Origin of the sequence: Clostridium sp. SM-530-WT-3G (genome assembly GCF_012843905.1) — a bacterium.
Classification (GTDB): domain Bacteria; phylum Bacillota; class Clostridia; order Clostridiales; family Clostridiaceae; genus Clostridium.
In genome coordinates, this window is the sequence record NZ_JABAGC010000018.1 from 17,850 (window position 1) to 44,668 (window position 26,819).

The window sequence follows — 26,819 nt, forward strand, 5'->3', positions numbered from 1 at the left end:
CCCATAGTTCTAAAGCTAAAGTAGTATTTTAATATAATATATTTTCATAAGACAATATATTAATTATTTAACTCATTTATTCATTCTGTTATTCTACTAAATGTCCATCAGAATCTATCTTATAGCCATCTACCGTTGTATCTTGAACCATTTCTCCATTTTCATTCATATAGTACCATTTCCCTGTAGCATCTTGTATCCAGCCTGTTTTCATTGCTCCATCAGTACCTAAGTAGTACCATTTTTTATTTGAATCCTTAATCCATCCAGTCTGCATTACTCCTCCTTTGTTGAGGTAATACCATTTTCCTTCTGATTGAATCCAGCCTGTTTTCATTGCTCCATTAGTATCAAAATAATACCATTTATTTTTTATCGATTTCCACCCTATAGATACATATCCTTCTTCGTCTAAATAATAGTTGTTACCATCATAAATGTTAAACCACCATTTATTTTTCAAAGCTTGTCCTGTTCCATCTATATATTGTAACTTACCATTCTTCTTTCTCCATACATTAGTTGATGAATTATTAGATTCTCCTAATATTGATTTTGTATCACTATTTTCACTATTATCTTTTTTATTATTATTTTCTTTTCCTCTATATATATTTAATGTATAAGTTAATATATCATCATCATTTTCAACTACTATTTTATATAAATTATCACCTTTATTAAGCTCAATATTTTTTTCATAATTATCATCTTTTGAAAGTTCATCCTTATTTAATTCAACCGTTGCATCATTATCATTTGGAATTGCTCTTAATAATATTTCATTTACATTTTCATCAACATTTAAATAATAATTAGTTGTTTTTTTAGAAAAATTAATATTACAATCGCTTAGATATAATTCCTTTAAATATACTGTACTTTTAAGTGATTCTGCTTCTGAAACCTTATAAGTTTTTCTTACATGAACAGTATATGTTTTTATGCAGTCATCTACTCTGCCTTTTTTTAATGCATACTTATAATCACTTTCACTTCTATATGTTCTTAAATATATAGTTTGGGTTCCATCCCCTATTCTTATTTCATTTTTCCTTCCTTCTTTAATATCATATCCACTTTCATCTTTATCATTAGTAGTAAATGCTTTAACTACATTACTTCCATCTCCAGCTACTTCTGCTTCTATAGATATATAGTCAGAATTATCAGCTACCACATAATATTCATCTGTATCATCTAATGATGAAATTTCCTTATCATAAAAACCATTTTTTAATATGCTTAGCCTCAATCCATTTTCCTTATAAAAATTTAATTCTTTTAATTCTCCATTTCTAGCATTATCATATGTAGCTGCTGAAACCTCTATATTTTTAAATATAAATTCTTTAGGTAAGATAACGGAAATAGTTCCTAATAACAATGTTATAGATAAAACTTTTTTTATATTTTGGTTCAAATTTAGCCCTCCCCAATTCTTTTTATATTTTTTGTACTATACTAATTTAACAACCTAACTGCTTTTTATTTGCATTAGTATACTTAAAATCAAGATAATTTTCATACAAATATTTTAATATAAACCTTTTATTTAAAATTATACTATATAAATCCAATAATTCTATTATAGTATTCTTAAATTTTCAATAAATTAAATTACACATAATATAAAAAAAAGCAGGAGTTTAATTTATATATCAAACTCCTGCTTTTATATAAAAATATCTTATTAGATTATAACAGCTCCACTTTTATTGAACTTGTACTCTTTTCCATCAATTATTTTTGTTCCAGTCTGCATACTACCATCTTCATTTAAATAGTATTTTGAACCTGCATCAATAATCCATCCAGTAGCCATAGTTCCATCAGAATTTAAATAATACCAGCTGTTTCCGTATTTAAGCCAGCCTGTAGCCATATCTCCACTTGGATTTAAGTAATACCATGTTACTTTTTTAGTTTCATTATCTTCTATCTTTAACCATCCAGTTTGCATAGCACCATTTGAATCCATGTAATAATATTTGTCTCCAACCTTTTGCCATCCTGTAAGCATCACTCCATTATCAGCTAAAAGATACCATACACCTTTATCTTTGAACCACCCTGTTTTTCTAAAACCATTTTCATCTAGATAACAATATACTTTTGCGTTTTCATCATAAAGCCATTTACTCTTTACAACATTTCCGTCTTTATCTTTATACTGCCATCCTTTGTCAGTTTGTACCCATCCAGTAGTATTTTTATTTTCGTTATTATCTACTGTATCATTCTTCTTATCATCTTCTGTATTTTGTTTTGCATTTCCTCTATTTATAGTTAATTTATATGTTCTTTTTAATTCATTAAGTTCATCTTCTACTACTATTTTTATTGTATTTTCACCTTTTTTAAGATATACAGTATTTTCATAATCATCACCTTTGGTAACTTCATCACCATTTATAGTAACTAAATGATCATCATCTTCAGGTATTGCAGTAATATCTATTTCACTTATATTTTCATCCAAATCTATAGTATATTCATTTTTTTCTGAATCAAAGTTTAACTTTCCTTCACTTAAACGGATATTATCTAAGTAAATTTCATCTTCATCTCTATCAGATGAAGTTCCTCTAGTTATATTTAAAGTATATGTTCTTTGATTATCTTTATCATCAGTAACCTTTATCTTTATTTCATTTTTACCTTTATTTAAATCAACTGTTCTTCTATACTTATCATCTGCAGTTACTAGTTTACCATTAATTCTTACTCTATCACTACTATTTTCAGGTTTAGCAGTAATTCTTATACTCTCAACATCTGAAGACACTTTAACATTGTATGATGTAGTGCCTTTGAAGAAATCTATCTTTCCTTTTCCTAAGTCTAAATCTTCTAAGTAAATATTGTCTTGTGAAGTATCTTCATTTGAACTACTTACTGTTTTCATTACATGAATAACATATTCTTCTTCACAATCTTTAACATTATTGTTTTTATAAGCAGTTCTATATGCACTTGAACTCTTATATGTTCTTATGTATATAGTTGAATATCCTTTTCCAAGTAATATTTCACTTCCTGAATCTACACCTTTTTCATCAGAATTATTAGTTTCAAATATTTTAACTACTCTATTCTTACCTTCAACTTCAGCATCAATTTTTATACCTCGACTTCCATCAGTCATTTTTACATAATATTCTTTATCTTCACTAAGCCTTACAACATCACCATTATATCCATCTTTAAGTTTTAATGTTTCACCTTCTGAAGATTTTATTTTTAATGATGCTAATTCGCCATTTTCAGGATCATATGATGCTGCATATACAGGCTTGGACACAAAATTTGATATATCTCCTGGTATAAAAGACGAAAACGTTGAAAAAGCACTTATTGTCAGCGCTAATGCTATTACTCTTTTTATTTTTTTATTCATAATCTTTCCCCTCTTTCCATTATATTATAAATATTAACATGTTTTTCAACCAGGTACAATGAATTTAAAGGTTTTTAAGATGAATTTATGACATATAAAATCTTGTATATTATCTGATTAACTAGGACATTCTATAAATGCAGAAGTTCTGTTAATTATTCAAAATTAAAATAATAAATTCATTAATGGGAGTGATATTATGTCAACAAACAAGAAACCTTACCCACCAAAAATAAGAACAAATTATCATCCTACTGAAGATGAATGCAATAACTACACAGAAGTAGGTAAACCTGAAAATATTCCTAATCCAGCTGTTGACCCTATAGTTGCCAACAATATTGCTTCGCAGGAATTCGATTATACTCAAGATATGATTTCAGATGATATATTGTAATAAAATCTAAATATATTAGAATAAATTCTCCAACTCCGGATATAATAATAATGTACCCCATAATACTCGGGCGCTAAAGTTTATCATTTTAATTTAATGCCCGGTCAAAAAAGTTTCCTATATTCTTATAGGGAACTTTTTCTTTATATATTTCTCTTAACTCTTATAAATTTCCCATTAATCCCTTATTAAAATACTTTTATCACTTTTAAAGTCACTCATTAATTATTTAAGTATATGAATCGCTAAAAATAAAAAAATCTATAAAATAAAATTCAAAAATCCTATTTTATAGATTAATCAAAATAAATATACTATATTGAGCCTATTTTCTTAAATTCACTCAAAATACACAGTTATTTCAGCTTTACCTAAATTTCTTGGTATCAAATTATTCTCTAAGATGACCTCTTCTTTTTTAGAATTATTAATTAAATTTATTATTATGTCTTTTTCTTTCATAGAGGCTTCTGCAGTTCTTCTTTTTACATGTATCAAATAATCTTCTGTTTTGTTCTTTATTCTTATTTCATAGTTATCCCATGATTTTGGAACACATGGATCTACAACATAGCCTTTATCTTCAACTCTTCTTAAGCCTAATATATTTTCTATGCCAACTTTATACATCCATCCTGAAGCCCCAGTATACCAGCTCCAACCTCCTCTTCCACCATGAGGTTCTTTTATATAAACATCAGCTGCCATTACATATGGTTCAAGCTTATAGGTCATACATTCTAGTTCTGTCTTTGTATGATTTATTGGATTTATCATATCATAATATTTTACTGCTTTATCTCCTAAACCTAACTTAGTTAACGCTAAGATAACCCATACAGCTGCATGTGTATACTGTCCTCCATTTTCTCTTACTCCTGGTACATATCCTTTTATATATCCTGGTTCAAGATACGAATTATTAAATGGAGGTGCTAAAAGAAGAATCATTCCTCTATCTACTTTAACTAGATTTTTATCTACTGCTTCTAATGCTTCAATTGCTCTTTCAGTATAATTTAATTTATTACTACTACACTCATTTCTTGCTGCACCTGAAATTACTGACCAGCTTTGTGCTATAGAATCTATCTGACACTCTGGGTTTTCTCTGCTTCCAAGAGGAGTTCCATCATCAAAGTACGCTCTTCTGTACCATCCTCCATCCCAAGCATTCTTTTCTATATTTTCTTTTATGAATTTTTTCTTCTCATTAAAATTATTTTTTGTTTCTATATCATTTTTGTATTCTGATATTTTAATAAACTTATCTAATATAGAATAAATAAACCACCCAAGCCATATACTTTCACCTTTACCTTTATTACCTACTGTACTCATTCCATCATTCCAGTCTCCACTACCCATTAACGGTATGTTATGAGGCCCAAACTTTAGTGATTTTTCTATAGCTTTTAAACAGTGTTCATAAATAGTTCCTTTTTGTGCTGATGAATTAACTATAGTATATCTTTCATCTTCCCCTTCTTTTAAAGGTTCATCCTCAAGATATGATGCTGTTTTTTCTAAAATTTCATAATCACCAGTTGAATTTATATATTCTGCGGTTACATATGGAAGCCATAAAAGATCATCGCTAAATCTTGTTCTTATACCACTGTTTACTACAGGATGCCACCAATGCTGTACATCCCCTTCAACATACTGTCTTGATGCACTTCTTAAAATCTGGTCTTTTGTTATTTCTGGCTGAACAACTCCTAGCGCCATTGAATCCTGCAATTGATCACGGAATCCATATGCTCCTCCACTTTGATAAAATGCACTTCTACTTAAATATCTGCAACTATATGTCTGATATAAAAGCCATCCATTTAATAAATAGTTTATAGATTTTGATGGAGTTTTTACTTGAATCTTTCCTAAGAAATCATGCCAATATTCTTTTACCTTTTCTAATTCCTTTTGAGCATTATTCAATACTGTATATTTTCTTATTACTTTAGATATATTAGTTTTTTCATCTTGACCAAGCAATATTATAAGTTCAACCCTTTGGCCTTTTGGTATAAATATTTTAGTAGATGCAGCTAAACATGGATCATAAATACTTCCACTTCTGTTACTTAAATCATTATTAGTTCTCAATATTTCAGGACTACTTAATTCACCATTATTTCCTATAAATTCTCTAGCATCACCTGTAAATTTTAATTTATTTCCTCCTAAGAGAGTAAGGTAAGCATATAGATTTCCAAAATACTCACTGTAAGGATTATTAGCTGTAATATATTTGACCTCTGTATTCATATTTGAAATACCATTTAGATTATTTTCAGTATATGTAACACTACTTTCAGTACTGCTTTCTTGATTATTTTTAATTTCATCTAAACCCTTAATTTCAGTAGTAATATATTTTGAACTGTCATATTCATATACTCCTAATACCATCTTTGCATAATAAAATAATGATATTTCCTTACCTTCATTACTTAAATTTTCTAAAGTTACTTTTTGAATCTTTACCTTTTCATTTCTTGGTACAAATACTTCTAACCTTCCTTTTATATCATAAGCTGAATGAATGAACTCAGAATATCCAAACCCATGCTTTATTATATATTCTCCAGAATCTCGAACTGGTTTTGGTGATATTGAAAAATAATTTCCACTTGAATCATCTTTAATGTATAATGCTTCTCCTAGAGGATCTGTGATATAATCATTGCTCCATGGAGTAATCTTATTTTCTCTAGAATTTCCACACCATGTATAAGACGAACCACTTTCTGATATATGAAATCCAAAATCCTCATTTGACATTACATTTATCCAAGGTGCTGGCGTATTCTTATAATCTGAAAGCTTTATTATATAGCTTCCATCTATCTTGCTAAATCCACCATATCCATTGAAAAAATCTAAATTCTCAGTTTTATATTCATCTTCTTTTTCAATTATATTAGTATCACATTGATGTTCAGTTTTCTTAACCACTTCATTATCTAAGACTACTTTTTCATTTTCTACATTGTGCATTCCTTCATTAATATCATAATTATCTAAGAAATCTACATCGTGGTCATATTGATTATAAACATCAGAGCTTTCCCTTTGTATGTCATACTTATCATCATTATTTTCTAGTATATTTATATCCTTAATAATATCTAAGCTACTGTCATGAGATTCATCTAATGATTCATGCTCACTTCCATATTTATTATCATAATTAATATTTATAGCAGTAACATTATCTTTAATAGCTGGAATATAAGAATTTTCCTCTCGGTCAGTTTTTGATTTTATATTTTTAGCAATTTGAGAAATTAATGAACCATTCTTAGAATTTACATAAATCCTGCAAATTCCTATTAAGAAATCTCTCATTTCATTATTCATAGTTGACTTATTATATAAATGAATTCCAGCAGGTTTATTTACCATATCTCCTTCTTTACATGTATTTATTGCACTCATAAGACTTTTTTGAAGTGGCTCATCATAGGAAAGTTCTTCGTCATTATAAATTACTAAATCTATCTTCACTCCCTTATTTCTCATATAATAATGAAATTTTAAAACTTGTATTATAAGACTTATATCCTTTTCATCATCTATTACGATAAGCATAATAGGAATATCCCCTGATATACCAAATGCCCACAAATCCTTTTGATGTTTTGAAATATTCTTTATATAGTTTTCTCTATTCTTTCTATTTTCACTTAAATAGAATATATCTGATGCTAAATCTTGAAATGCATTTGCTTCTGCTGGTGTTATTTCTAAATTTCTTAATTCCAACTGAACTGAGTTATGATACTTATCAAATAATCGTTCTAACTTAAATCCTTTATCATTTGTCCTACAAATTTCTAAAGCATCTTCTTTGGAATCACTTATTCCTGTTATGAAGTATAATTCTTTTTCTTCTTGTGCTTCTAGTCTTACTCTTGCTCTCAAACTTATTACAGGATCTAAAACTGTTCCTACTGTATTTTCTAAGGATTTATCATTATCCATAACCTGTGGATTTTTTAAAGTTCTATTTCTTCCTATGAAATTTATCCTCGATGTTTCATAAGTTATATTTCCTTCAAGTTTGCTATCACATACAACTTTATGATATATATATGGAACCTTTGCATCCTTTACTCTTCCACGCCTGCTTCCTATAACTACTTTCTGCTCTTCATCATACTCTGTTTGAACAAATAAGTTTGAAAAAGCAGGATGGACAGCATCTGCACTAAAACTTGTAAGAACTATCTCCATATAACTTGTTATTTCTATACTTCTGCCCTTCAATCCATTATTTTTTAATGTTATCTTACGCACTTCAAAATTCTCATCATATGATACAGATACTTGAGTAGTTGTTTCAATGTTTCCATCTTTCCTATTAAACTGTGGTTTATCTATATTAAGATTCACATTATATTCATCACCATATGTTTTACATGGCTCAAATGAAGCACTCCAATATTCATTAGAATTAAGATTCTTTATATAAAAGAACATTCCACTGCTGTCAGATGTACTATCTCCCTTCCATCTATAAAGCATCATATCCTTTAACGAAGAATATCCACTGCCTAAACTATTAAGCATAATTGAATATTCAGCATTTGAAAGAAGAACTATAGATTTATTTTTTGTATTTTCAATGCTTCTTGTAAGTAAAGGCTGACCTTCAATATAATTATTCTTAATTGTATAATCCTCATGTCTTTCATAAGTAACATGCTCTGGAATTCTTTCTTTAAGAAGAAGCTCTGTTGCTTTTACTTGTGGGATACTGTGGAACCTCTTAACTAAAATATTATCTAAAAGCATATTTTCAAGTCCCATAATTGACATACCTAAATGATGAACCATATAAGTCATTATTTTATTTGGTCTTATTCCATCTTCAAATACAGAGTCCTCTTCCTGTGGATAACTTTCAGCTTTGTGTTCTTTATCAATTATTTTATTTTTTTGTGGATTATCTGACACTTTTTCACCTCCACCAAAACTAGTTATTTCCTCATTTCGATTCATTTCATTGTTCTTATCAATATTATTCACACTTAATGACTCATATTTCGAACCACTATTATCCACTGCTTCTTTGTAGTTATACACATTTTTACCATAGTTATCCACATTTTGTGTATAAGGTATACAAGCTTTGGTGAATATAATTTTATCTTTTCTTGCTTTTGTATAATCTACTGCTTCAATAAATCCATATCTACCTAATAATCCAATTTCCTCTAATGTATTTAAATTTGTAAACCCTCTTTTCTTGGAAAATGGAAGGCTCATTAATGTTGAATAAGGAGATACTACAATTTCATCTTCAAGTCCTCGTTTAAGACCAAGCCCTGGTATTCCAAATGCCTTATACTGATAATTTTCATCATTATCAAACTCATAAAATGCACATTCTGAAATTCCCCAAGGTATCTTTTTTTGTTTTGCAAATACTCTCTGAGCTTTTATTACTTCTTTATATGTACGTTTTAAAAGAGTGTCTGAATAAGCTTTCATCATTAATGAAGGCATAAAATATTCAAACATTGTACCACTCCACGACACAAGTGTATGACTATGAAATGCATTAGTCATTGCTCTGCTTAATTTAAACCAATGCTCCTTAGGTACATCATTTTTAGCTATAGCCACAAATGATGCAATTCTTGATTCAGAGGCAAGCAGGTCATAGTATGAACTTCCCAAGGATTTTTCTTCAACATTATATCCAATAGAAAATAATTCTCTCTTTTCATCATATAAAAATTTAAAATTCATAGATTTAGTAATATCATCAACATAGTTTATAATTTTATCTATTTTTTTTAAGTAAGATTCTATAAAATCTATCTTTGATGCTACAGAACGCTCAAAATTATCACCATATTCATTTTTATACTTCTCATACTTTTCTTTAAGTTCTTCAAGATTTGGAACTCTTTCTATGAATTCATCTTTAAACAAAGCTTCTGCCCCTAAGAACATATACTCAAAGAATTCTTTTTTATTTTCTGCTTCATGGATAAGCTTTTTTATCCAGTATCTTGCCTCTTCAATAACTTTACTATCATCTATATGCTTCTTATATTTACTATTTTCATCTATTATATTTTTAATAGCATCGCTTTTATTTATTGCTTCTATTATGTCTTCAAGTATTTCTGTGTATTGGTCAATGCTTACACTAGATGCAAATCGTACTTTAACATTTGAGTATTCCTTTTCTATTATTTTATAAATATCTTTTAAAGCCATTATTTCTTTTGTTCTAATAACAGGATTATTCTTTAATTCCTCCATAGATTTTTTTAAAATCCACAAATTAGCTAGTAAATTTCCACTATCTACAGTTGATATATATCTAGGCCATAAAGGCTCTTTTGTTCTTGTATCATACCAGTTATAAAAATGCCCTTGCTCTCTTTTCAAGTCACTCATGTTTGTTATTATAGAATCAACTTTATCTATAAATTCACCTAAAGTAATATATCCCAAATCATAAGCTGCAACTTCTGCTATGATTCCCATTCCCATATTAGTAGGAGATGTTCTATGAGCAACTCCTTTATAAGGTCTTACTTGATAATTATCTGGTGGCAAATAATTATTTTCTTCGTTTATAAAATCTTCATAGTATGCATAAATTCTTCTGCTTATTTCCCTTAAGTATGTTTTTTGCTCATAATTAATAACATATTTTTTTTCAGGTATATCACAGCTTACAGCATAAGCTATATAAGGACTTACTAGCCACAAGCATGCAGTTACTACAGTATATGCAAATATTCCAAATGAATTATCTAATGATAAAAGCACTACAACTACTGCCATGACTGGTGAAATCCACATTCTTTTTATATATGCTTTTAATGTATTACTACAGTTTTTCTCAACAAATTGCGAAGACTTCCACTCTAAGAGATTTTTCCTTGTTATAAGCATTCTTATTAATGTTATCATTATTGCATCAATCATTAAAAATGCCTGATATGGTATAAATGATATTATTAAAAATATCTGTTTTAATGTCTTAAATGTCCCCATCAATTTATTTTTAGGTGTAACAACAAAGTCTGCAACAGTAAATACAAGAGACATTACTAATGCTAGAAAACATAATAGAGTTATTTGAAGATTTCCATTGAATATAGTTAATGAAAGTATTAATGACACCATTAAATTTGGAGCAAGAAGGCTTCTTCTCAAGTTATCAATTATCTTCCACTTATTTAATACACTTATTTTTCTTGAAAAAATCCACCCAATAAGCTGCCAGTCTCCTCTCACCCATCTATGAAGTCTTTTACAGCTTGATTCATAAAAACTTGGATAATCATCAATAAATTCAATATCACTTAAAAGAGCACATCTACATAATGCACCTTCAAGCAAATCATGACTTAGTATCCTATCTTCTTTTATTGTATTTTTTAATCTTCCATAAAACTCATCTATATTAATTATGCCTTTTCCTACAAATGTTCCTTCTCCAAATAAATCTTCATATGTATCGGAGTAAGCTACTGAATACCCATCAACACTATTATTCCCAGCAAAAATCTTAGAAAAATAAGTTTTATTCTTAGCTTCAAGGCTTATGCTTACCTTTGGCTGCATAATCCCATATCCCCTAATAATTCTATCCTTCTTTATATGTGGAATATTAAGTATATGGCTCATAGCCCCAACAAGCTTATATACGGTCTCTCTAGGCATAAATGTATCTTCATCAAGAGTAATTAAATACTTTACATTCTTTAAAGGACTTATATCAGAACTTATAACATCATATGTATGTTCCTCTTCACCTCTAATTAGCGCCATAAATTCCATAAGTTTTCCACGCTTTCTTTCCTTGCCCATATAAACTTTCTGCTTAGGATCAAATATTCTTTTTCTACTTAAAAAATAAAATCTATCTCCCTTTTTAGTATTATTATATTTTGAATATTTCTCATTTAACTTGCGTACTAAATCCAGTGAAAAATCAATTATATCTTTTTCATGTGGTTCTGTTTCCTTATTCGAATCTGGAAAATCACTTAGTAATGCATAAAAAATATTATCATCCATATTTCCACAGTACTCTACTTCAAGCTTTTCCATAAGGCTCTGTACTTTTTCCTTAGAATCTACAATTGCAGGGATTACCACTACAGTTTTGCAGTCATAAGGAATCCCCTTGCTAAAATCAAGTTTTGGAACTCTTCGTATTTGAATAAATTTACTTTCAATCCAATTTATTAGCCCAACAACAACTTCATTTACGGAAATGAATACTAAAATAAATGCAATAGCTAACTCTTTTCTTGTATAAAAAACATTAAACACCATATATATATATATTATTAAAAAACTTATTAGAGCTGTACTTCCTAAATTTATCCCTAAAAAAGCACCTTCTGTTATTACAGCTCCAAATGTATAGTAAAAGCCATCAAGCTCACTTGTTCCTGAATCAATTAAATAATACCCAATATGACTTTTATAATTTTCTCCATTATTTATATAATTTTTTTCAGAAAGTTTTAATGCATTATCTGCTACTTCTACTTCACTTCTTTTTGTAACATGCGCAATTTCTTCAATCTTATGTCTATAATAATCTTGAGATTCAAAATCCATGCTTTTATACACATTTACAGGATCATTTTCCAATACCTTTTCAACTATAGAAGTTTTCTTAAAAAAATCCTTCCAATTAATAGCTTCTATTTGTCGTATGCATGTTATATACTCACTTATACTCTTTTCTATAAGATTATTTCTTTCTTCATCTCTATAGTGTTCATCTTGATTATTATGAGTTTGTATATTTTCATTTTTGGCGTATACTTTATTTTCTACATTATTTTGCTTACTAGTAATTTTTTCTGAATCTGCAGCCTTCTTGCTTAAACATCTTTTTTGAATTTCTCTTAGTTCATATGTATACTTGGATAAATTTATTATAAGAGCTGCCTTAAGCATCAATGGAAATGCCCAAAGTTCTCCCATAGTAAAAGCTTTCTCATTTTTTCCTCCTTGTAGCCTATTAATATATTCCTCCATATTTTCAATATAAATATTTCTAGAGACATTTATATAGTTTTTTGCCACATTAAATATTCTTGGAAAAGTCCTATCGCTAGGAAGCCCTTTAAAATAATCCAAAGGCATTTCTTTTTTTACACACTTGTATTCTCTTTCTACAAGATAAGTATTATCAAGAATCCATTCTGCTGCTCCTAGAACCTTTACATTATGTTTATTTAACTTTTTTAAATATTTATAAGTATCCTGTATGCTTGAAAATGCATCAGCCAATTCATTCAACACATTTTTTCTCAATCTGTGGTAATTCTTTTTACCCTTCATAAAAACACTCCCTTGCTTCAGACTGAATAATAAACTCAAGAATGTATTAGTAAATTTATGCAGTATTATATAAAGCATAATTATAGAGTTATTTTTACCAAAGTTTCTAAAAATAATTCCCCAGCATTTATATAAATTAGAAGCATATAGACTTAACACCTATATGCTTCTAATACAAAAATTTAATTAAAAATATAAATAATAAATATAATATCAAAATAAATAATTAGTATTTTAAATTAATTTGGAATTAACTGAGATAATACATCATTATCCCATTGTTTTGCTTCATTATCATATATCCCAAAATCAGAACACAATTCCCTGTAGCCCCATGCAAAATAATCTTTATCAGCCCTTTTCCTTACTGCACCAATCCATCTTTTTCTATCAGTTCCTTCTGCTTTCTTGTCAGCCCCAAATTCACCTAGAAATATCCCTATCTTATTATCTTTAGACCACTTTTTCGCTATTTCAAATTTATTTTTTATAACTAAAAGCTCTTCTTCTGTTCCATTCCATTTAACACCTAATTTTCTTCTATATCCTTCATAACATTCATTTCCCTGAAACGTAAAATCATATGGTTCATAGTAATGAAATGTAACTATTAAATTTTTATCCCGAGGTACTTTTAAATTATAAAGTCTATCTACCGAATTACAATGATCTGGACCTACTATAATCTTTCTGCTTTTATCATTTTTTCTTATAACATCAATACCTTCAGCTAAATATTCATTCCATACTTCTCCTTCAAGATTATTCTGCGGTTCGTTTAATAATTCAAAAATTAATTTCCTTGGATAATCCTTATATCTTTCTGAAAGTTGATTCCATATTACTAAAAAGCATTCTTTATTAGCTTCTGGATTATTCATTATTTCAACAAAATTATGAAAATCAATTATTATAGTAAGATCATCATTTAAAGCATAATTTATATATGAATCTATCTTAGTCATATAGTCTTCATCCAGCTTATAATAATCTTCACTAACATAATCTGCAAAACTTATGGGAAGCCTTACACAATCAAATCCTACATCCTTAACAATATCAAAATACTCATTCTTTATTCCTATATCCCGGGAAATATTTTTCGATGCTTCAAGTTCATTTCCTATACTTATGCATCTTTTAAATGGCACTCCATAATTCTTGCTTGTAATTTTACTATCAATAATACTGTTAAAAAAATTGCTCTTCATAAATAGCCATGTAATAAAAATAACACTAATAATAACTAATATTTTACCTGTTCTTTTTCCATTCATGAAAATCATTCCTTTTACTAATTTGCCTAATACTTGTAAAGGATAGACTATAGTAATTCCTCATTTTTATTTTCTTTTTCTTTGAAATAAATTATTCATATAATTTTATTTGTCCACAATATAAATAACTAAATAAAAAGAAAGTAATATCAGATACTTAAATGAGTTTAATCTAATATTACTTTCATTAAATAAAATATATTATTTCATTTTTGAATTATATATTCAGCAAATATGGATACATAATATTTTAAAATCACTATAAATGATTAATTAAAGAATTCAGTAAATGCTTTTATAGTATATTCATTATCCTTAACAGATGCTAATTCTCTAATTGAATGCATACTTAAAAGTGGTGCCCCCATATCTATAACTGGTATATTTAACTTTCCAGCCGTTATTGGACCTATAGTTGTGCCACCTCTTAAGTCAGATCTATTTACAAATACCTGACAAGGTACTCCTGCTTTTTCACATATTCCTTTAAATATAGCACTTGCATAACTGTCTGTTGAATAACTTCCACTTGCTGCAATCTTAAGAACTGGTCCCATTCCTAAAAGTGGTTTACTTGTAGGATCACACTTTTCTGTATAATTAGGATGAATTGCATGAGCTAAATCTGCTGAAATCATAACTGAATTACTTAATGCTCTCTTATATTCTTCTCTATTTTTAGAAAGGCCTAATGCTATTCTTTCTAACATAGTATCTAATATAGATGAATTAGCACCTTGAGATGTAAGACTTCCTATTTCTTCATTATCTAATGCTACTAATACCTTCGTAGCAGCAATCTTATTACTATCTAGTAATCCTCTTAATCCAGCATAAACCATCCATAAATCATCTAATCTTCCTACAGATATAAATTCATTATTTAATCCAGTAAGACATCCTTCTGCATATTCATATAAGAATAAATCAAAGTCTAAAATATCACTTGTATTCACTTTTAATTCTTCTGCAATTAAGTTTAATAAATATCCGTCTTTTTCTAGCTTTTCTTTAGCAAATCTTGCACTTTCAGCATTCTCGTCTTTAACTGTAAATAAAGGTAGTGTATCTTTTTGTTTATTATAAGAATATCCTTCATTAACACTTCTATTCATGTGAATAGCAATGTTTGGTATTATTAATACAGGTTTATTTATATCTAATAATCTAACTTCAGGTTTAAAAGGATTTTTGCTCTTTAAAGTTACCCTTCCTGCTATAGATAATGGTCTATCAAACCAAGTACTTAATATAGGACCACCATAAACTTCTGTGTTAAGTTTTATATAATGACCTTCCACGCTCATTTCTGGATTTGGTTTTATTCTAAATCCAGGAGAATCAGTATGCGCTCCTATTAATCTAAATCCATCCTTTTCTATATCTCCACTTCCAACTTCAAATGCAATAACTGCTGAATCATTTTTTACAACATAATACTTACCACCCTTTTCAAGACTCCATTCATCACACTCTTGAAGTTCCTTATAACCTTCTTTATCTAATCTCTTTATAATTTGATAAGCAGCTTGAAATGCTGTTTTACTACCATTTATAAATTCTAATAATTTTTCTGCATTGTTCATTACATTGCCTCCATTTTTCTTCTTTTAGTATATTTATATTGTTAGTTTTAAGTATTAATAATATTATAATCTATGTTCAAAAAACTTCCAAGAAAACAATATCAGATACAAAATTTTTTTACTAAAATATTATAAATATAATTAAAAAATTAAGCTCCAATTAGAGCCTTATAGCTTTCTTGAAACTTCAATAATTATTTTTTAACATAAATTAATTTGATTTTAAATTATTACTATATAATAATTACTATATAGTATAATTATTATCTATAGTAAAAAAATAATAACAGATGGGAGTGAGTTCTATGTTATCTAAAGTGTTGATTAATAAATTTATAAAAAATCATACTGATACAAAAAATGAAAAAGTAAGAAATTCATACGGCTTCTTAGCTGGAATAGTTGGATTATGCACTAATGTAATTTTATTTATTATAAAACTCTCTGTAGGATTAATCACCTCAAGTATATCTATAACAGCTGATGCATTTAACAACTTATCTGATGCAGCCTCATCACTAGTGACAATCTTTGGATTCAAACTTTCAAGTATACCAGCTGATAAAGAGCATCCATTTGGGCATGGCCGTGTAGAATATTTATCCGCACTAGTTGTTGCTTGTATGGTTATGATTGTAGGGCTTCAATTTGTAAAATCATCATTTCAAAAAATAATTCATCCAGAGCCTGTAACCTTTGAATTAATTCCTTTTATACTATTATTAGTTTCAATAGGACTTAAAGTGTGGCTTTCTAGATTTAACAAATTTATTGGAAATACAATAAATTCATCTGCCCTAAAAGCCGCTTCTGTTGATGCATTGGGTGATGTATTTACCTCATCAGCTGTTGCAATATCATTTTTAGCAACAAAATTTACAACTCTACCAATCGACGGATATATAGGTATGGCAGTTGCTTTATTTATAGTATATTCTGGATTTACATTAATAAAGGATACTATTAATCCTTTACTTGGTGAAGCTCCAGATCCAGAACTAGTCGAAGCAATTAAAGAAAAAGTTTTATCTTATGATAATATTCTAGGAACTCATGATTTAATTATTCACAATTATGGACCTGGAAGATGTATGGCTTCAATTCATGCAGAAATACCAAGTGATATCAGTGTAGTTAAAATTCATGAAATAATAGATAAAGCAGAAAGACAAATCTCTAAAGAATTAAACGTCTATTTAGTAATACACATTGATCCTATTTGTGTTATTGAAGGTGAAGTTCAAGAAGCATATGATGAAATTGAAAAAATAATTAATGAAGTTGAATGTATAGAATCAATTCACGATTTTAGAGTAGTTGGTGAAGGTGATGTAAAAAATCTCATTTTTGATTTAGTAATTGATACTTCTAAAAAATCAAAATATAGTGATGATGAACTTAAAGAACTAATAAATAGCAGAGTAAAGAAAATCCATCCTTCATACAATTGTATAATTACATTAGATAAAAACTATACTTAATTTTTATTGTTAATTGATTAATTACAAAAAAGATACTACAGTGATCAGTTAAACTAAAATACTGTAGTATCTATTTTTTATAATCCGATTAATTATATTTACCCCATAACTATAATTAATCTAAATTACAGTTTTATAAAACCTTTGATAAGAAATCCTTAGTACGTGGATTTTTAGGATTTTGGAATACTTCTTCTGGAGTTCCTTCTTCTAGGATTTTCCCTTGATCCATAAATAGTATTCTGTCACCTACTTCTCTTGCAAATCCCATTTCATGTGTTACAACAACCATTGTCATACCTTCTTTTGCTAAATCCTTCATAACATTTAATACTTCCCCAACCATTTCTGGGTCTAGGGCTGATGTAGGTTCATCAAAAAGCATAACATCAGGCTGCATTGCTAATGCTCTTGCTATTGCTATTCTTTGTTTTTGTCCGCCTGATAAAGATGATGGATATGCATCTATTTTATCTAATAATCCTACTTTTTTTAATAAATCTTTAGCTGTCTCTTTTGCCTGTTCTTTTGATATACCTTTTACTTTAATAGGTGCCATACATATATTTTCACATACTGTCTTATGTGGAAATAGATTAAATTGTTGGAAAACCATACCCATTTTTTCTCTTATTTTATCTATATTTATTGACTTTGATGTTATATCTTTTCCTTCAAATTCAATTGTTCCTGATGTAGGAGTTTCAAGAAGGTTAAGGCATCTTAAGAATGTACTCTTTCCTGAACCTGATGGTCCAATTACAACTACAACTTCACCTTTAGCGATATGCTCATCTATTCCTTTTAGTATTTCTTTATCTCCAAAACTCTTGTATAAATCCTTAACGTATATCACTTGCCTTCATTCTCCTTTCCACACATTTTAATAATCTTGTTAATGTAAATGTTATTATAAAGTAAATTACAGCTGCAAAAACTATTGGCTCTAAACCTAATGCTGTATTTCCTCTTACTATTCCTGCATTATACATTAATTCAGCTACTCCTATAACTGAAACCATTGAAGATTCTTTAATTACCGAAATAAATTCGTTACCTAATGCAGGTAGTATGTTTTTAAATGCTTGAGGTATTACTACTTGGAACATAGCCATTCTTTGATTCATACCTAGGCTTCTTGCTGCTTCCATTTGTCCCTTATCAACAGCTTCAATACCAGCTCTAATTATTTCTGATACGTATGCTGCCGAGTTAAGTGCTAATGCTATTATACCAACTATTATATCTGGTAAATCCATCCCTATTAAGTTAGGTAAGCCTATATAGATAATATAAATTTGAACTAGAAGTGGTGTTCCTCTAACAAATTCTACATATGCTGTTCCTATAAATTTAATAATTTTAATTTTTGAACGCCTTAAAAGTGTAATTCCTAAACCTAATATAGTCCCAAATAGTACTCCAAAAAAAGCTAATACTATTGTAATTTCTGCACCTTTTAAGTAATATCCAAAGTACTTATCTAAAAATGTAAAATTCACTACTTCCCCTCCACTTCTGTTTATAAATTTATATTAAGGTACTACTCTTAATTATTGTTCTCCAGCTAATTCATTTGCCTTTGTAACATACTCTGACATTTTGCCACTTTCTATTAATTCTTTTATTGTTTTATTAACTTCAGTTTCTAATTCCGATTGTCCTTTGCTAAATGCTATTGCAACACCACCGTTATCATCTGTTACAACTAAATTTTGTGCAACTGCTATATTATTATTTTTATTACAGTAAAGATTAGCAACTCCTTCTTCGACTAAAATAGCATCTACTTTATTATTTTGTAAGTCTAAAATTAAATCTGTAACTTTTCCTAAAGACTTAATATCTGATGCATCAAAGTGCTCTTTAGCAATACCCTCTTGGATTGATCCTTTTTGAACACCAATCTTTTTACCTTTTAAATCATCAAATGAATTAATATTAACCTCTTCTCCATTTCTTAAGACAAAACGATGTGATCCTTCATAATATATGTCTGAAAAATCTGCATTTTGTTTTCTTTCATCTGTTGGAGTCATTCCTGCAAATACCATATCTACCTTATTTGCTTGAAGTGCAACTAGAAGTCCATCAAAATCCATATCTTTTATTTCAAGTTCTACCCCTAAATTATCTGCTACTGCTTTAGCAATATCCATATCAAATCCTACTATTTCATCTTTTCCATCAATTGTTGCATGGAATTCATATGGTGGATAATCAGCACTTGTTCCAACTACAAGCTTTCCAGTTGATTTAATCTTCTCCATTCCAGTTTGTTTTGATGATCCACAACCAATCATACTTATTGTTATAGCTGCCACTGCGGCAACAGCTGTTAATTTCTTTAATAATCCTTTTTTCATATCTATGCCCCCCTAAAATCATATTTTATCTCCGTCTTGAGTATAATTATACACAATAATTAATATTTATTCAAGTATATTTTAAATATTTATGCATAAATATTTAAAATATTATTTTTGTATATTCTGGAGAACACTAGAACATACACTACATTATTAACATTCTTTATTAATTGTGTTATTAGTATCATCACTCCCATATATAATTAATGCAATATCCTAAGATTAGCTTATAACTATTTAATGATATTAAATCCCTCCCTATATGTATAATATTAAATATATTTTTAACATATATCTAAAACATATGTAATTAGATTTCTTTTATACATATAAAACTGCATAAAAATAAGCTTTATGCACAAAAGTGTACACTTTATGCATAAAGCTTATGATTGTATATTAATAAATAAACTTTATATTCCTTATATGTTTCTATAATTCTTATTTATTATAGATAATAGGATTTCATTAAGATTTCAACTAAAAACTATGCCTTTATAACAGCTAATCTATGAAGTGCTCTAGTACACATTATATACTCAACTAAAGGCTGTATGTTGCCATCATCAACAATTATAACTCCATCAAACTCAAGTCCTTTTGCTAAATAAGCAGGTATTAATACTTTTCCACCCTTATATAGGATATCTTCATTATCAAGATTTTGTATTCCTATTCTATCTTTAATAATAGGTGCATATTCTTCTAATAAACTCTTATCTTTAAATATTACAGCTATATTTTCGTATCCTTCTTCTTCATAGTCTTCTATTACAGATATAAGAGTTTCTAAACATTCTTCCTTTGAATCAACTTCTTCTTCAAGAACAGGTTCTCCTTTTCTTACTAATGGCACTATTCTATCTTCTTTTAAGAATTTATTTGCATACTCCATTATTTCCTGAGTCGATCTATAACTCTTATTTAGTTCAAATTTTTTAATTTCAACTTTTAAGTCACTATATATTTCATCTAAATGAAGCATAGCAGGTTCTTCATCTGTAGTAATAAGTCTTTGATTTGAGTCTCCAACTATAGTGTAGCTCTTGCATCCTGTCATAGCTTTAATTATCTCAAATTGCATATAACTATAATCTTGAGCTTCATCAATTACTACATGTTTAATTTCACTCTTATATTTTATACCTTGTAATTTAACCATAAGATATAAAATCCCTGCTAAATCCATATATCCTAGATTAAGTTCTCTTACTTTAGCTCTTATATCATTATTAATAAATGGCATGATATCATTTTCTTCAGCAGCATACTCTGCTTTTGATAGCTGTTTACCTTTGATAATTCTTCCATATATATCTATAACAGGTTCAAACTTAAGCCATTTATCTAACTCATCTCTTGAATTCATAACTTCTCTTACTATTTCTCTTATTCCGATTCTTCTTAAGAACTCAAGATTATTCTTTTCAATGTCTGCATCTTTTTCATCTAGGTTATTCATTTTTTCTCTTATTTCTGCATTTAATGCATAAACAAGTTCATCTCTCTTATCTTTAATCTTAGAAGTAAGTATTCTTCTTATTTTTTCACTTCTTCTAAATAGAGGCATATCCTTATAATACACATCAAACAATTCTCTTATTTCTTTTACAGATACTATTTCTTCACCCTTGAACATTACTGGTTTAATATTAAAATAAGATTTATTCATTTCTTCTATACTCTTATTTAATACTTCTGCAAACTCTTTTGAAGATTTATATTTATATTCTCCTAAAGCCTCATCATTACCTTCCATGGCTTCTTCCATATACTTTCCAAAGCTCTTAACATCTTGATATTCTAATCCAAGCTCTTCTTTTGCAAAGTTCTCAAATGTAGTCTGCTTTATACCACTCTCACCTAATGTAGGAAGTACCTGACCTATGTAATCCATAAATATATTATTAGGTCCAAATATTAAAACTTTATCTCCAAATTGCTTTCTAAAATTATATAAAAGATATGAAATTCTATGAAGAGCAATTGTAGTTTTTCCTGATCCTGCAACACCATTTACAACTACTATTTTATTTCTATCTTCTCTTATGATTTCATCTTGTTCTTTTTGAATAGTCATAACTATATCTTTAAGTTTTTCTGATGAATTATCACTTAAAACCATTTGAAGTATTTCATCTTTTACATCTACAGCTGAATCAAAAACTCCTTTTAATTCACCTTTTTTAATTATAATCTGCTTTCTATCTATAATATCAGCTTTTACTTCACCAGCTGGTGGATTATAAGTTGCTGGTCCTAATGTACCTTGATAAAATAAAGAAGCTATAGGTGCTCTCCAATCAACTATAAGAGGTTCATAAGCATTATCTAAAGTTAATCCATATCTTCCTATATACATATCCTCTGGAAGGCTATCATCTTCCTTAAAAGTAACTTTACCAAAGTAAGGGCTTTCTTTTAGCTTAGTAAATTCCATAAGTCTTCTATCTATAGTCTTATATACTTCTTCTTGAACATAATTTTCATGATCAAAGTAATCAATAACTTGATCTTCATCATCTTTATATTCTTCTATGTATTTTTTTCTTGCATCTAATATGTTTTTTGTAACTACTTTTCTATGGTCTAAATATTTTAATATTTCTTTTCCGATTATATCCAAGACTTCTTCTAATTTACTTTCTTCCCTTAAAAAATCTATTTGATTACTCATAGCAACAACTCCTTTATTAATTACTGTCCTCAAGTAATTTCATTTATTTAAATAAAAATGACAATGTACAATTGACATAGTAAATGAATATAAACTTTTAAAGTCTTAATATCCATTGTACATTTTAATCTGTCAATTGTACATCTAATTTAATTACATATTAAATTTTACTTATCTTCTTTTTCTTCTGTATTATCCTTATTGTCTTCTGAGATAGTTTCTTCATGTACTTCTTCAACAATAATATCTTCCACTTTTTCTGTTTCATTTTCAGAAGTAAATTTATCATTTGTATCATCAGAGTCATCTTCAGCAGGATTTTCCACTTCAACCTCTATAATGTCATCTGATTGAATTTCAGACTTATTGTCTGTATTATCTTCTTCAACATAACTATTGTGTAAAGCATAAATCTTAGCTCTTTTTTCTTCTAACTCTTTAACTTCTTTTTCTTTTTCAATCTTTTCTTTATCTTTTTCTTCTTTCAATTCAGGATATTTTTCATATACTATTTCAAAGAATTCGTCACCAAAGATAGTTTCTTTATCTAAAAGTACTCCAGAAATCTTATCTAATAAATCTCTGTTTTCTCTTAATATCCTTCTAGCATTTTCATGAGCAGTTCTTATTATCTTTAATGTTTCTTCATCTAGAAGTGTAGATGTTTCTTCACTACAGTTTCTTACTGCTCTACCATCTAAGTATCTATTTTGAATAGATTCTAATGCCATCATATCAAATCTATCAGTCATACCATATACTGATACCATGCTTCTTGCAGTTTGTGTAGCCTTTTCTATATCATTAGAAGCTCCTGTAGATACAAGATTAAACACTACTTCTTCAGCTGATCTACCACCAAGCATAACTGTAATTTGATTAATTAATTCTTCCTTTGAAATAAGGAATTTTTCTTCATCTGGAACCTGCATAGTATATCCTAAAGCTCCCATAGTTCTTGGAACGATTGTAATCTTATGAACTGGATCTGTTCCTTTAAGTAAAGCAGCTACAAGTGCATGCCCTACTTCATGGTATGCTACCAATTCTCTTTCCTTAGGAGAAAGTATTCTATCTTTCTTTTCTTTACCTGCAATAATAACTTCAACCGCTTCTCTTAAGTCTTCTTGTAAAACAGCTTTTCTTTTACTTCTTACAGCTCTTAAAGCAGCTTCATTAATTATATTAGCAAGGTCAGCTCCTACAGCACCTGGAGTACTTCTAGCTATTTCTGCTAAATCAACGTCATCTCCTAAGATTACATTTTTAGCATGAACCTTAAGTATAGCTTCTCTACCTTTAAAGTCTGGTCTATCTACAATAACTCTTCTATCAAATCTACCTGGTCTAAGTAGGGCTTTATCAAGTATTTCTGGTCTATTTGTAGCGCCTAGTATAATAATACCCTTAGATGAATCAAATCCATCCATTTCAGATAATAACTGATTTAATGTTTGTTCTCTTTCATCATTACTTTGCATTTGATTATCTCTGCTCTTGCCTATAGCATCTATTTCATCAATAAATACTATACAAGGAGCTTTTGCTACTGCATCTTTGAATAATTCTCTTACTCTTGATGCACCAACACCAACAAACATTTCAACAAAGCTTGAACCTGATAAAGAGAAGAATGGAACTTTTGCTTCACCAGCTACTGCTTTTGCAATAAGAGTTTTACCTGTTCCTGGAGGTCCTACTAAAAGAACACCTTTAGGAAGTTTTGCACCTATTTGAGTATATTTAGTTGGACAATTTAAGAAATCAATAATTTCTTTTAATGATTCTTTAGCTTCTTCTTGCCCTGCAACATCATCAAATGTAACTTTTATTTCACTTTCCATATATACTTTTGCATTATTCTTTCCAATTCCCATGACGCCGCCACCGCCGCCATTTCCCATTTTAGAGAATAAGAACTTCCACATAAAGAATATTAATATCATTGGTAATATCCAAGTTAAAAGTATATTCATTAATGGATTTTCACTTGGATTCTTTCCAGTAAATGCAATATTAGCAGCTTGAAGTTTATCTACCAATGTATCATCATTTATATTTGCAGTATATAAAGTTTTTCCTTTATATTCCTCATTATCATCGCTTGGTGTAATTAATAAATTTTCACTAGTAATAACAACTTTAGAAATTTCTTTGTCATCAAGTAATTTTAAGAATTCATTATAGTTGATTTCTTTAGTTGTTGCCGTCTGCTTAGCATAATTAAACGCCATTACAAATGCAAACGCAATTAGAAAGTATGTAATAACTACAGTATACGATTTTTTATTTTTATTATTTTTCCCACCGTTATTTCTGTTATTGTTCTGCATTTAATCACCACTCCTTCTGTCCGTATTTATTGCCATATATCTTTTATTATATCTTCTATTTTCTCTCTTCTCTCTTTTGTAAGTTCTTCGCTAATCTTGAAGAATCCTTCTTCTTCAAGCAGAACATCTCCTTCTTTAAAATCCCCATGAATTTTATTAGACTTTATGTCAATCATAAAACCATCAGAAGTTCCGCAGACAACATAATCTCCTTCAATTCTGTCAATTATATATGTTCTTCCTTTCACTAAAACTCCACCTTTGACACACCTTTATAATCCCATAACTATAGTATAAAGTATATCCTTTAATTTTTACACCCTATTTGATATTAATTCTTATTATTTTATTAATCCAAAATCACTGAATGGATAAAATTTAAGTACTGCTTTTCCTTTTATATCTGAAGCATCTATATAAGGATTTATCCATCTTCTCGCATCATTTGAACGTATTCTATTATCTCCTAAAAAGAAGAATTTATCTTCTGGTACATCAAACACAAGCTTTGTTTTGTTATATTCATTATTTTTAACATAATCTTCTTGTATCACGTCACCATTAACACTTACTACACCATTATCTATTTCTATATGATCTCCCGGAATACCTATTACTCTTTTTATAACTGTTTCCTGAAGTTCATCAGAATAGAATACAACGACATCCCCACGTTTAATATTATCAGTATCATAAATTCTTGTTACCACAAGTTTATCACCAACATTTAGAGTAGGAACCATTGACTCACTTGGTATATAAACATTGAAAAATACAAATTTATTAATTAATATTGCAATTCCTATAGCTGCTATTATTGGAAGTAGCCATTCTATAAAGAAGTTATTTGTTTTCTTCTTTTTTTCTTTTGAAATATTATTTGCATCAATCGTGTTTTCATTGGAACTATTCTCATTTGTTTCAGAATCATTAACTTCTTCTAAATGTTCCTCTTTATGATTTATTCTTTCATCCTTATTCATCAATATTAATCTCCGTCTATAGCTTTCTATAACCTATATTTTAAAGTCTATCCAACTTATAAAATATAAAACATTAATTTAGTTTTCCCATTTCATCAAAAGGATAATACCTAAATATTGCTTTCCCTTCAATATCGTCTGCATTAACATAAGGATCTTTCCAATACCTTGAGTCCGCAGAATTAGCTCTATTATCTCCTAAAAAGAAGAATTCATTTTCAGGCACTTTAAATACCCCATTATAATTTTCATTATTTTTTACATATGGCTCATCTAACTTCTCACCATTTCTATAAACAATACCATTATTTATTACTATTGTATCACCTGGTTTACCAATTAATCTTTTTATTAAAATATCATCACCATATTCATCATTTTTAAATAATACAATATCTCCGTAGTTTAATTTATTAGTATTATGTACTCTTTCAACAATCAATCTGTCCTTAACTTCTAAAGTAGGTATCATAGATCCACTTGTAATCCATACTCCATATCCAACAAATTTCCATACACAAAAGGCTATAGCTGCAACTATTGCTACGTCAATAAATAATTCTTTAAAGAATGAGCCCTTTTTGGTATTTTTACTTTCACTTTGATTTTGGTTCTCTATTATCTCTTTTTCTTTGATGTCAGCCAACTGTCTCACCCCACGTTTTGATTATAAACATACTATTATATAAGTATACCATACTTATATAATAGTATGTTTATAACTTATTAATTTTTTAATTATAAATAATCTTCTATATTGGTGTTAATTCATATATTAATACGTATATGCATTAATAAATTTAAATCTAAATTATGTTCTTTAAATAAAAATATACACCAACCAAAAGGTCGGTGTATATCAATCTTTTATATATTTATAATCTTGGGAAAGAATATTAATAAAAAGCTTATTTAATTAAAAGAAACTGTAGCATTTCTGCTTCATCTCTTTGTTATATAGTATATCCTATAAA

Annotated in this window: 15 protein-coding genes; 2 read left to right on the top strand and 13 right to left on the bottom strand. The window is 28.4% G+C overall.

Translation table 11 applies throughout. From position 1 onward, the window contains the following. Nucleotides 1-88: 88 nt before the first annotated feature. Together HF850_RS08255 and HF850_RS08260 are read right to left on the bottom strand one after the other, a co-directional pair. Nucleotides 89-1,423, bottom strand: a complete 1,335-nt coding sequence (locus tag HF850_RS08255; RefSeq protein ID WP_169104977.1) for a cadherin-like beta sandwich domain-containing protein — start codon at nt 1,421-1,423, stop codon at nt 89-91. A 270-nt stretch (nt 1,424-1,693) separates the two neighbouring features. Beyond that, entirely contained in the window at nt 1,694-3,400 is a 1,707-nt protein-coding gene (locus HF850_RS08260) for a cadherin-like beta sandwich domain-containing protein (protein ID WP_169104978.1), read from the bottom strand. 199 nt (nt 3,401-3,599) lie between these two features. Between HF850_RS08260 and HF850_RS08265 the strand changes: the two genes are divergently transcribed. Continuing rightward, nucleotides 3,600-3,797, top strand: coding sequence for a hypothetical protein (locus HF850_RS08265; protein ID WP_169104979.1), 198 nt, complete (start codon nt 3,600-3,602; stop codon nt 3,795-3,797). A gap of 339 nt (nt 3,798-4,136) precedes the next feature. Here the strand turns inward: HF850_RS08265 and HF850_RS08270 are convergent, their stop codons facing one another. The 3 genes from HF850_RS08270 to HF850_RS08280 form a co-directional block, all read right to left on the bottom strand. Further along, the gene (locus tag HF850_RS08270) at nt 4,137-13,139 is read right to left on the bottom strand and encodes a glucoamylase family protein (RefSeq protein WP_169104980.1); all 9,003 of its coding nucleotides are present in this window, start codon (nt 13,137-13,139) and stop codon (nt 4,137-4,139) included. A gap of 239 nt (nt 13,140-13,378) precedes the next feature. After that, nucleotides 13,379-14,416, bottom strand: coding sequence for a glycoside hydrolase family 5 protein (locus tag HF850_RS08275; RefSeq protein ID WP_169104981.1), 1,038 nt, complete (start codon nt 14,414-14,416; stop codon nt 13,379-13,381). Between the two features lie 269 nt (nt 14,417-14,685). Further along, a complete protein-coding gene (locus HF850_RS08280) occupies nt 14,686-16,002 on the bottom strand; it encodes a M18 family aminopeptidase (protein WP_169104982.1) in 1,317 nt (438 codons plus the stop codon). Nucleotides 16,003-16,307: 305 nt separating this feature from the next. Here HF850_RS08280 and HF850_RS08285 point away from each other — a divergent pair, with 305 nt between their 5' ends. After that, nucleotides 16,308-17,483: a cation diffusion facilitator family transporter gene (locus HF850_RS08285; RefSeq protein WP_169104983.1), complete on the top strand. Its 1,176-nt coding sequence runs from the start codon at nt 16,308-16,310 to the stop codon at nt 17,481-17,483. A gap of 133 nt (nt 17,484-17,616) precedes the next feature. Here the strand turns inward: HF850_RS08285 and HF850_RS08290 are convergent, their stop codons facing one another. The 8 genes from HF850_RS08290 to lepB (HF850_RS08325) form a co-directional block, all read right to left on the bottom strand. After that, the gene (locus HF850_RS08290) at nt 17,617-18,339 is read right to left on the bottom strand and encodes an amino acid ABC transporter ATP-binding protein (RefSeq protein ID WP_169104984.1); all 723 of its coding nucleotides are present in this window, start codon (nt 18,337-18,339) and stop codon (nt 17,617-17,619) included. Continuing rightward, on the bottom strand, nt 18,326-18,985 hold the full coding sequence (locus HF850_RS08295) for an amino acid ABC transporter permease (protein WP_169104985.1): 660 nt from the start codon (nt 18,983-18,985) through the stop codon (nt 18,326-18,328). The genes HF850_RS08290 and HF850_RS08295 overlap by 14 nt, the downstream gene beginning before the upstream one ends. Nucleotides 18,986-19,036: 51 nt before the next feature. Continuing rightward, complete coding sequence (locus tag HF850_RS08300) at nt 19,037-19,849, bottom strand: ABC transporter substrate-binding protein (RefSeq protein WP_169104986.1); 813 nt, start codon at nt 19,847-19,849, stop codon at nt 19,037-19,039. Between the two features lie 490 nt (nt 19,850-20,339). Further along, nucleotides 20,340-22,529, bottom strand: coding sequence for an RNA polymerase recycling motor HelD (gene helD, locus HF850_RS08305; RefSeq protein WP_169104987.1), 2,190 nt, complete (start codon nt 22,527-22,529; stop codon nt 20,340-20,342). A 167-nt stretch (nt 22,530-22,696) separates the two neighbouring features. Further along, nucleotides 22,697-24,862 carry an ATP-dependent zinc metalloprotease FtsH gene (gene ftsH / locus HF850_RS08310; RefSeq protein WP_169104988.1) on the bottom strand — a complete coding sequence of 722 codons (2,166 nt, stop codon included), beginning with the start codon at nt 24,860-24,862 and terminating at the stop codon, nt 22,697-22,699. A 26-nt stretch (nt 24,863-24,888) separates the two neighbouring features. Next, a complete protein-coding gene (locus HF850_RS08315; protein WP_169104989.1) occupies nt 24,889-25,110 on the bottom strand; it encodes a DUF3006 domain-containing protein in 222 nt (73 codons plus the stop codon). Nucleotides 25,111-25,203: 93 nt separating this feature from the next. Continuing rightward, on the bottom strand, nt 25,204-25,845 hold the full coding sequence (gene lepB / locus HF850_RS08320; RefSeq protein WP_169104990.1) for a signal peptidase I: 642 nt from the start codon (nt 25,843-25,845) through the stop codon (nt 25,204-25,206). Between the two features lie 73 nt (nt 25,846-25,918). After that, nucleotides 25,919-26,491, bottom strand: a complete 573-nt coding sequence (gene lepB / locus HF850_RS08325; protein ID WP_169104991.1) for a signal peptidase I — start codon at nt 26,489-26,491, stop codon at nt 25,919-25,921. Between the last annotated feature and the right edge of the window lie 328 nt (nt 26,492-26,819).

Excerpts from the sequence above, each read along its gene's own strand:
- HF850_RS08260 (WP_169104978.1), bottom strand. The coding sequence starts at position 3,400 with ATGAATAAAAAAATAAAAAGAGTAATAGCATTAGCGCTGACAATAAGT.
- HF850_RS08265 (WP_169104979.1), top strand. The coding sequence starts at position 3,600 with ATGTCAACAAACAAGAAACCTTACCCACCAAAAATAAGAACAAATTAT.
- HF850_RS08275 (WP_169104981.1), bottom strand. The coding sequence starts at position 14,416 with ATGAATGGAAAAAGAACAGGTAAAATATTAGTTATTATTAGTGTTATT.
- HF850_RS08300 (WP_169104986.1), bottom strand. The coding sequence starts at position 19,849 with ATGAAAAAAGGATTATTAAAGAAATTAACAGCTGTTGCCGCAGTGGCA.
- HF850_RS08285 (WP_169104983.1), top strand. The coding sequence starts at position 16,308 with ATGTTATCTAAAGTGTTGATTAATAAATTTATAAAAAATCATACTGAT.
- HF850_RS08270 (WP_169104980.1), bottom strand. The coding sequence starts at position 13,139 with ATGAAGGGTAAAAAGAATTACCACAGATTGAGAAAAAATGTGTTGAAT.
- helD (WP_169104987.1), bottom strand. The coding sequence starts at position 22,529 with ATGAGTAATCAAATAGATTTTTTAAGGGAAGAAAGTAAATTAGAAGAA.
- HF850_RS08280 (WP_169104982.1), bottom strand. The coding sequence starts at position 16,002 with ATGAACAATGCAGAAAAATTATTAGAATTTATAAATGGTAGTAAAACA.
- lepB (WP_169104990.1), bottom strand. The coding sequence starts at position 25,845 with ATGAATAAGGATGAAAGAATAAATCATAAAGAGGAACATTTAGAAGAA.
- ftsH (WP_169104988.1), bottom strand. The coding sequence starts at position 24,862 with ATGCAGAACAATAACAGAAATAACGGTGGGAAAAATAATAAAAATAAA.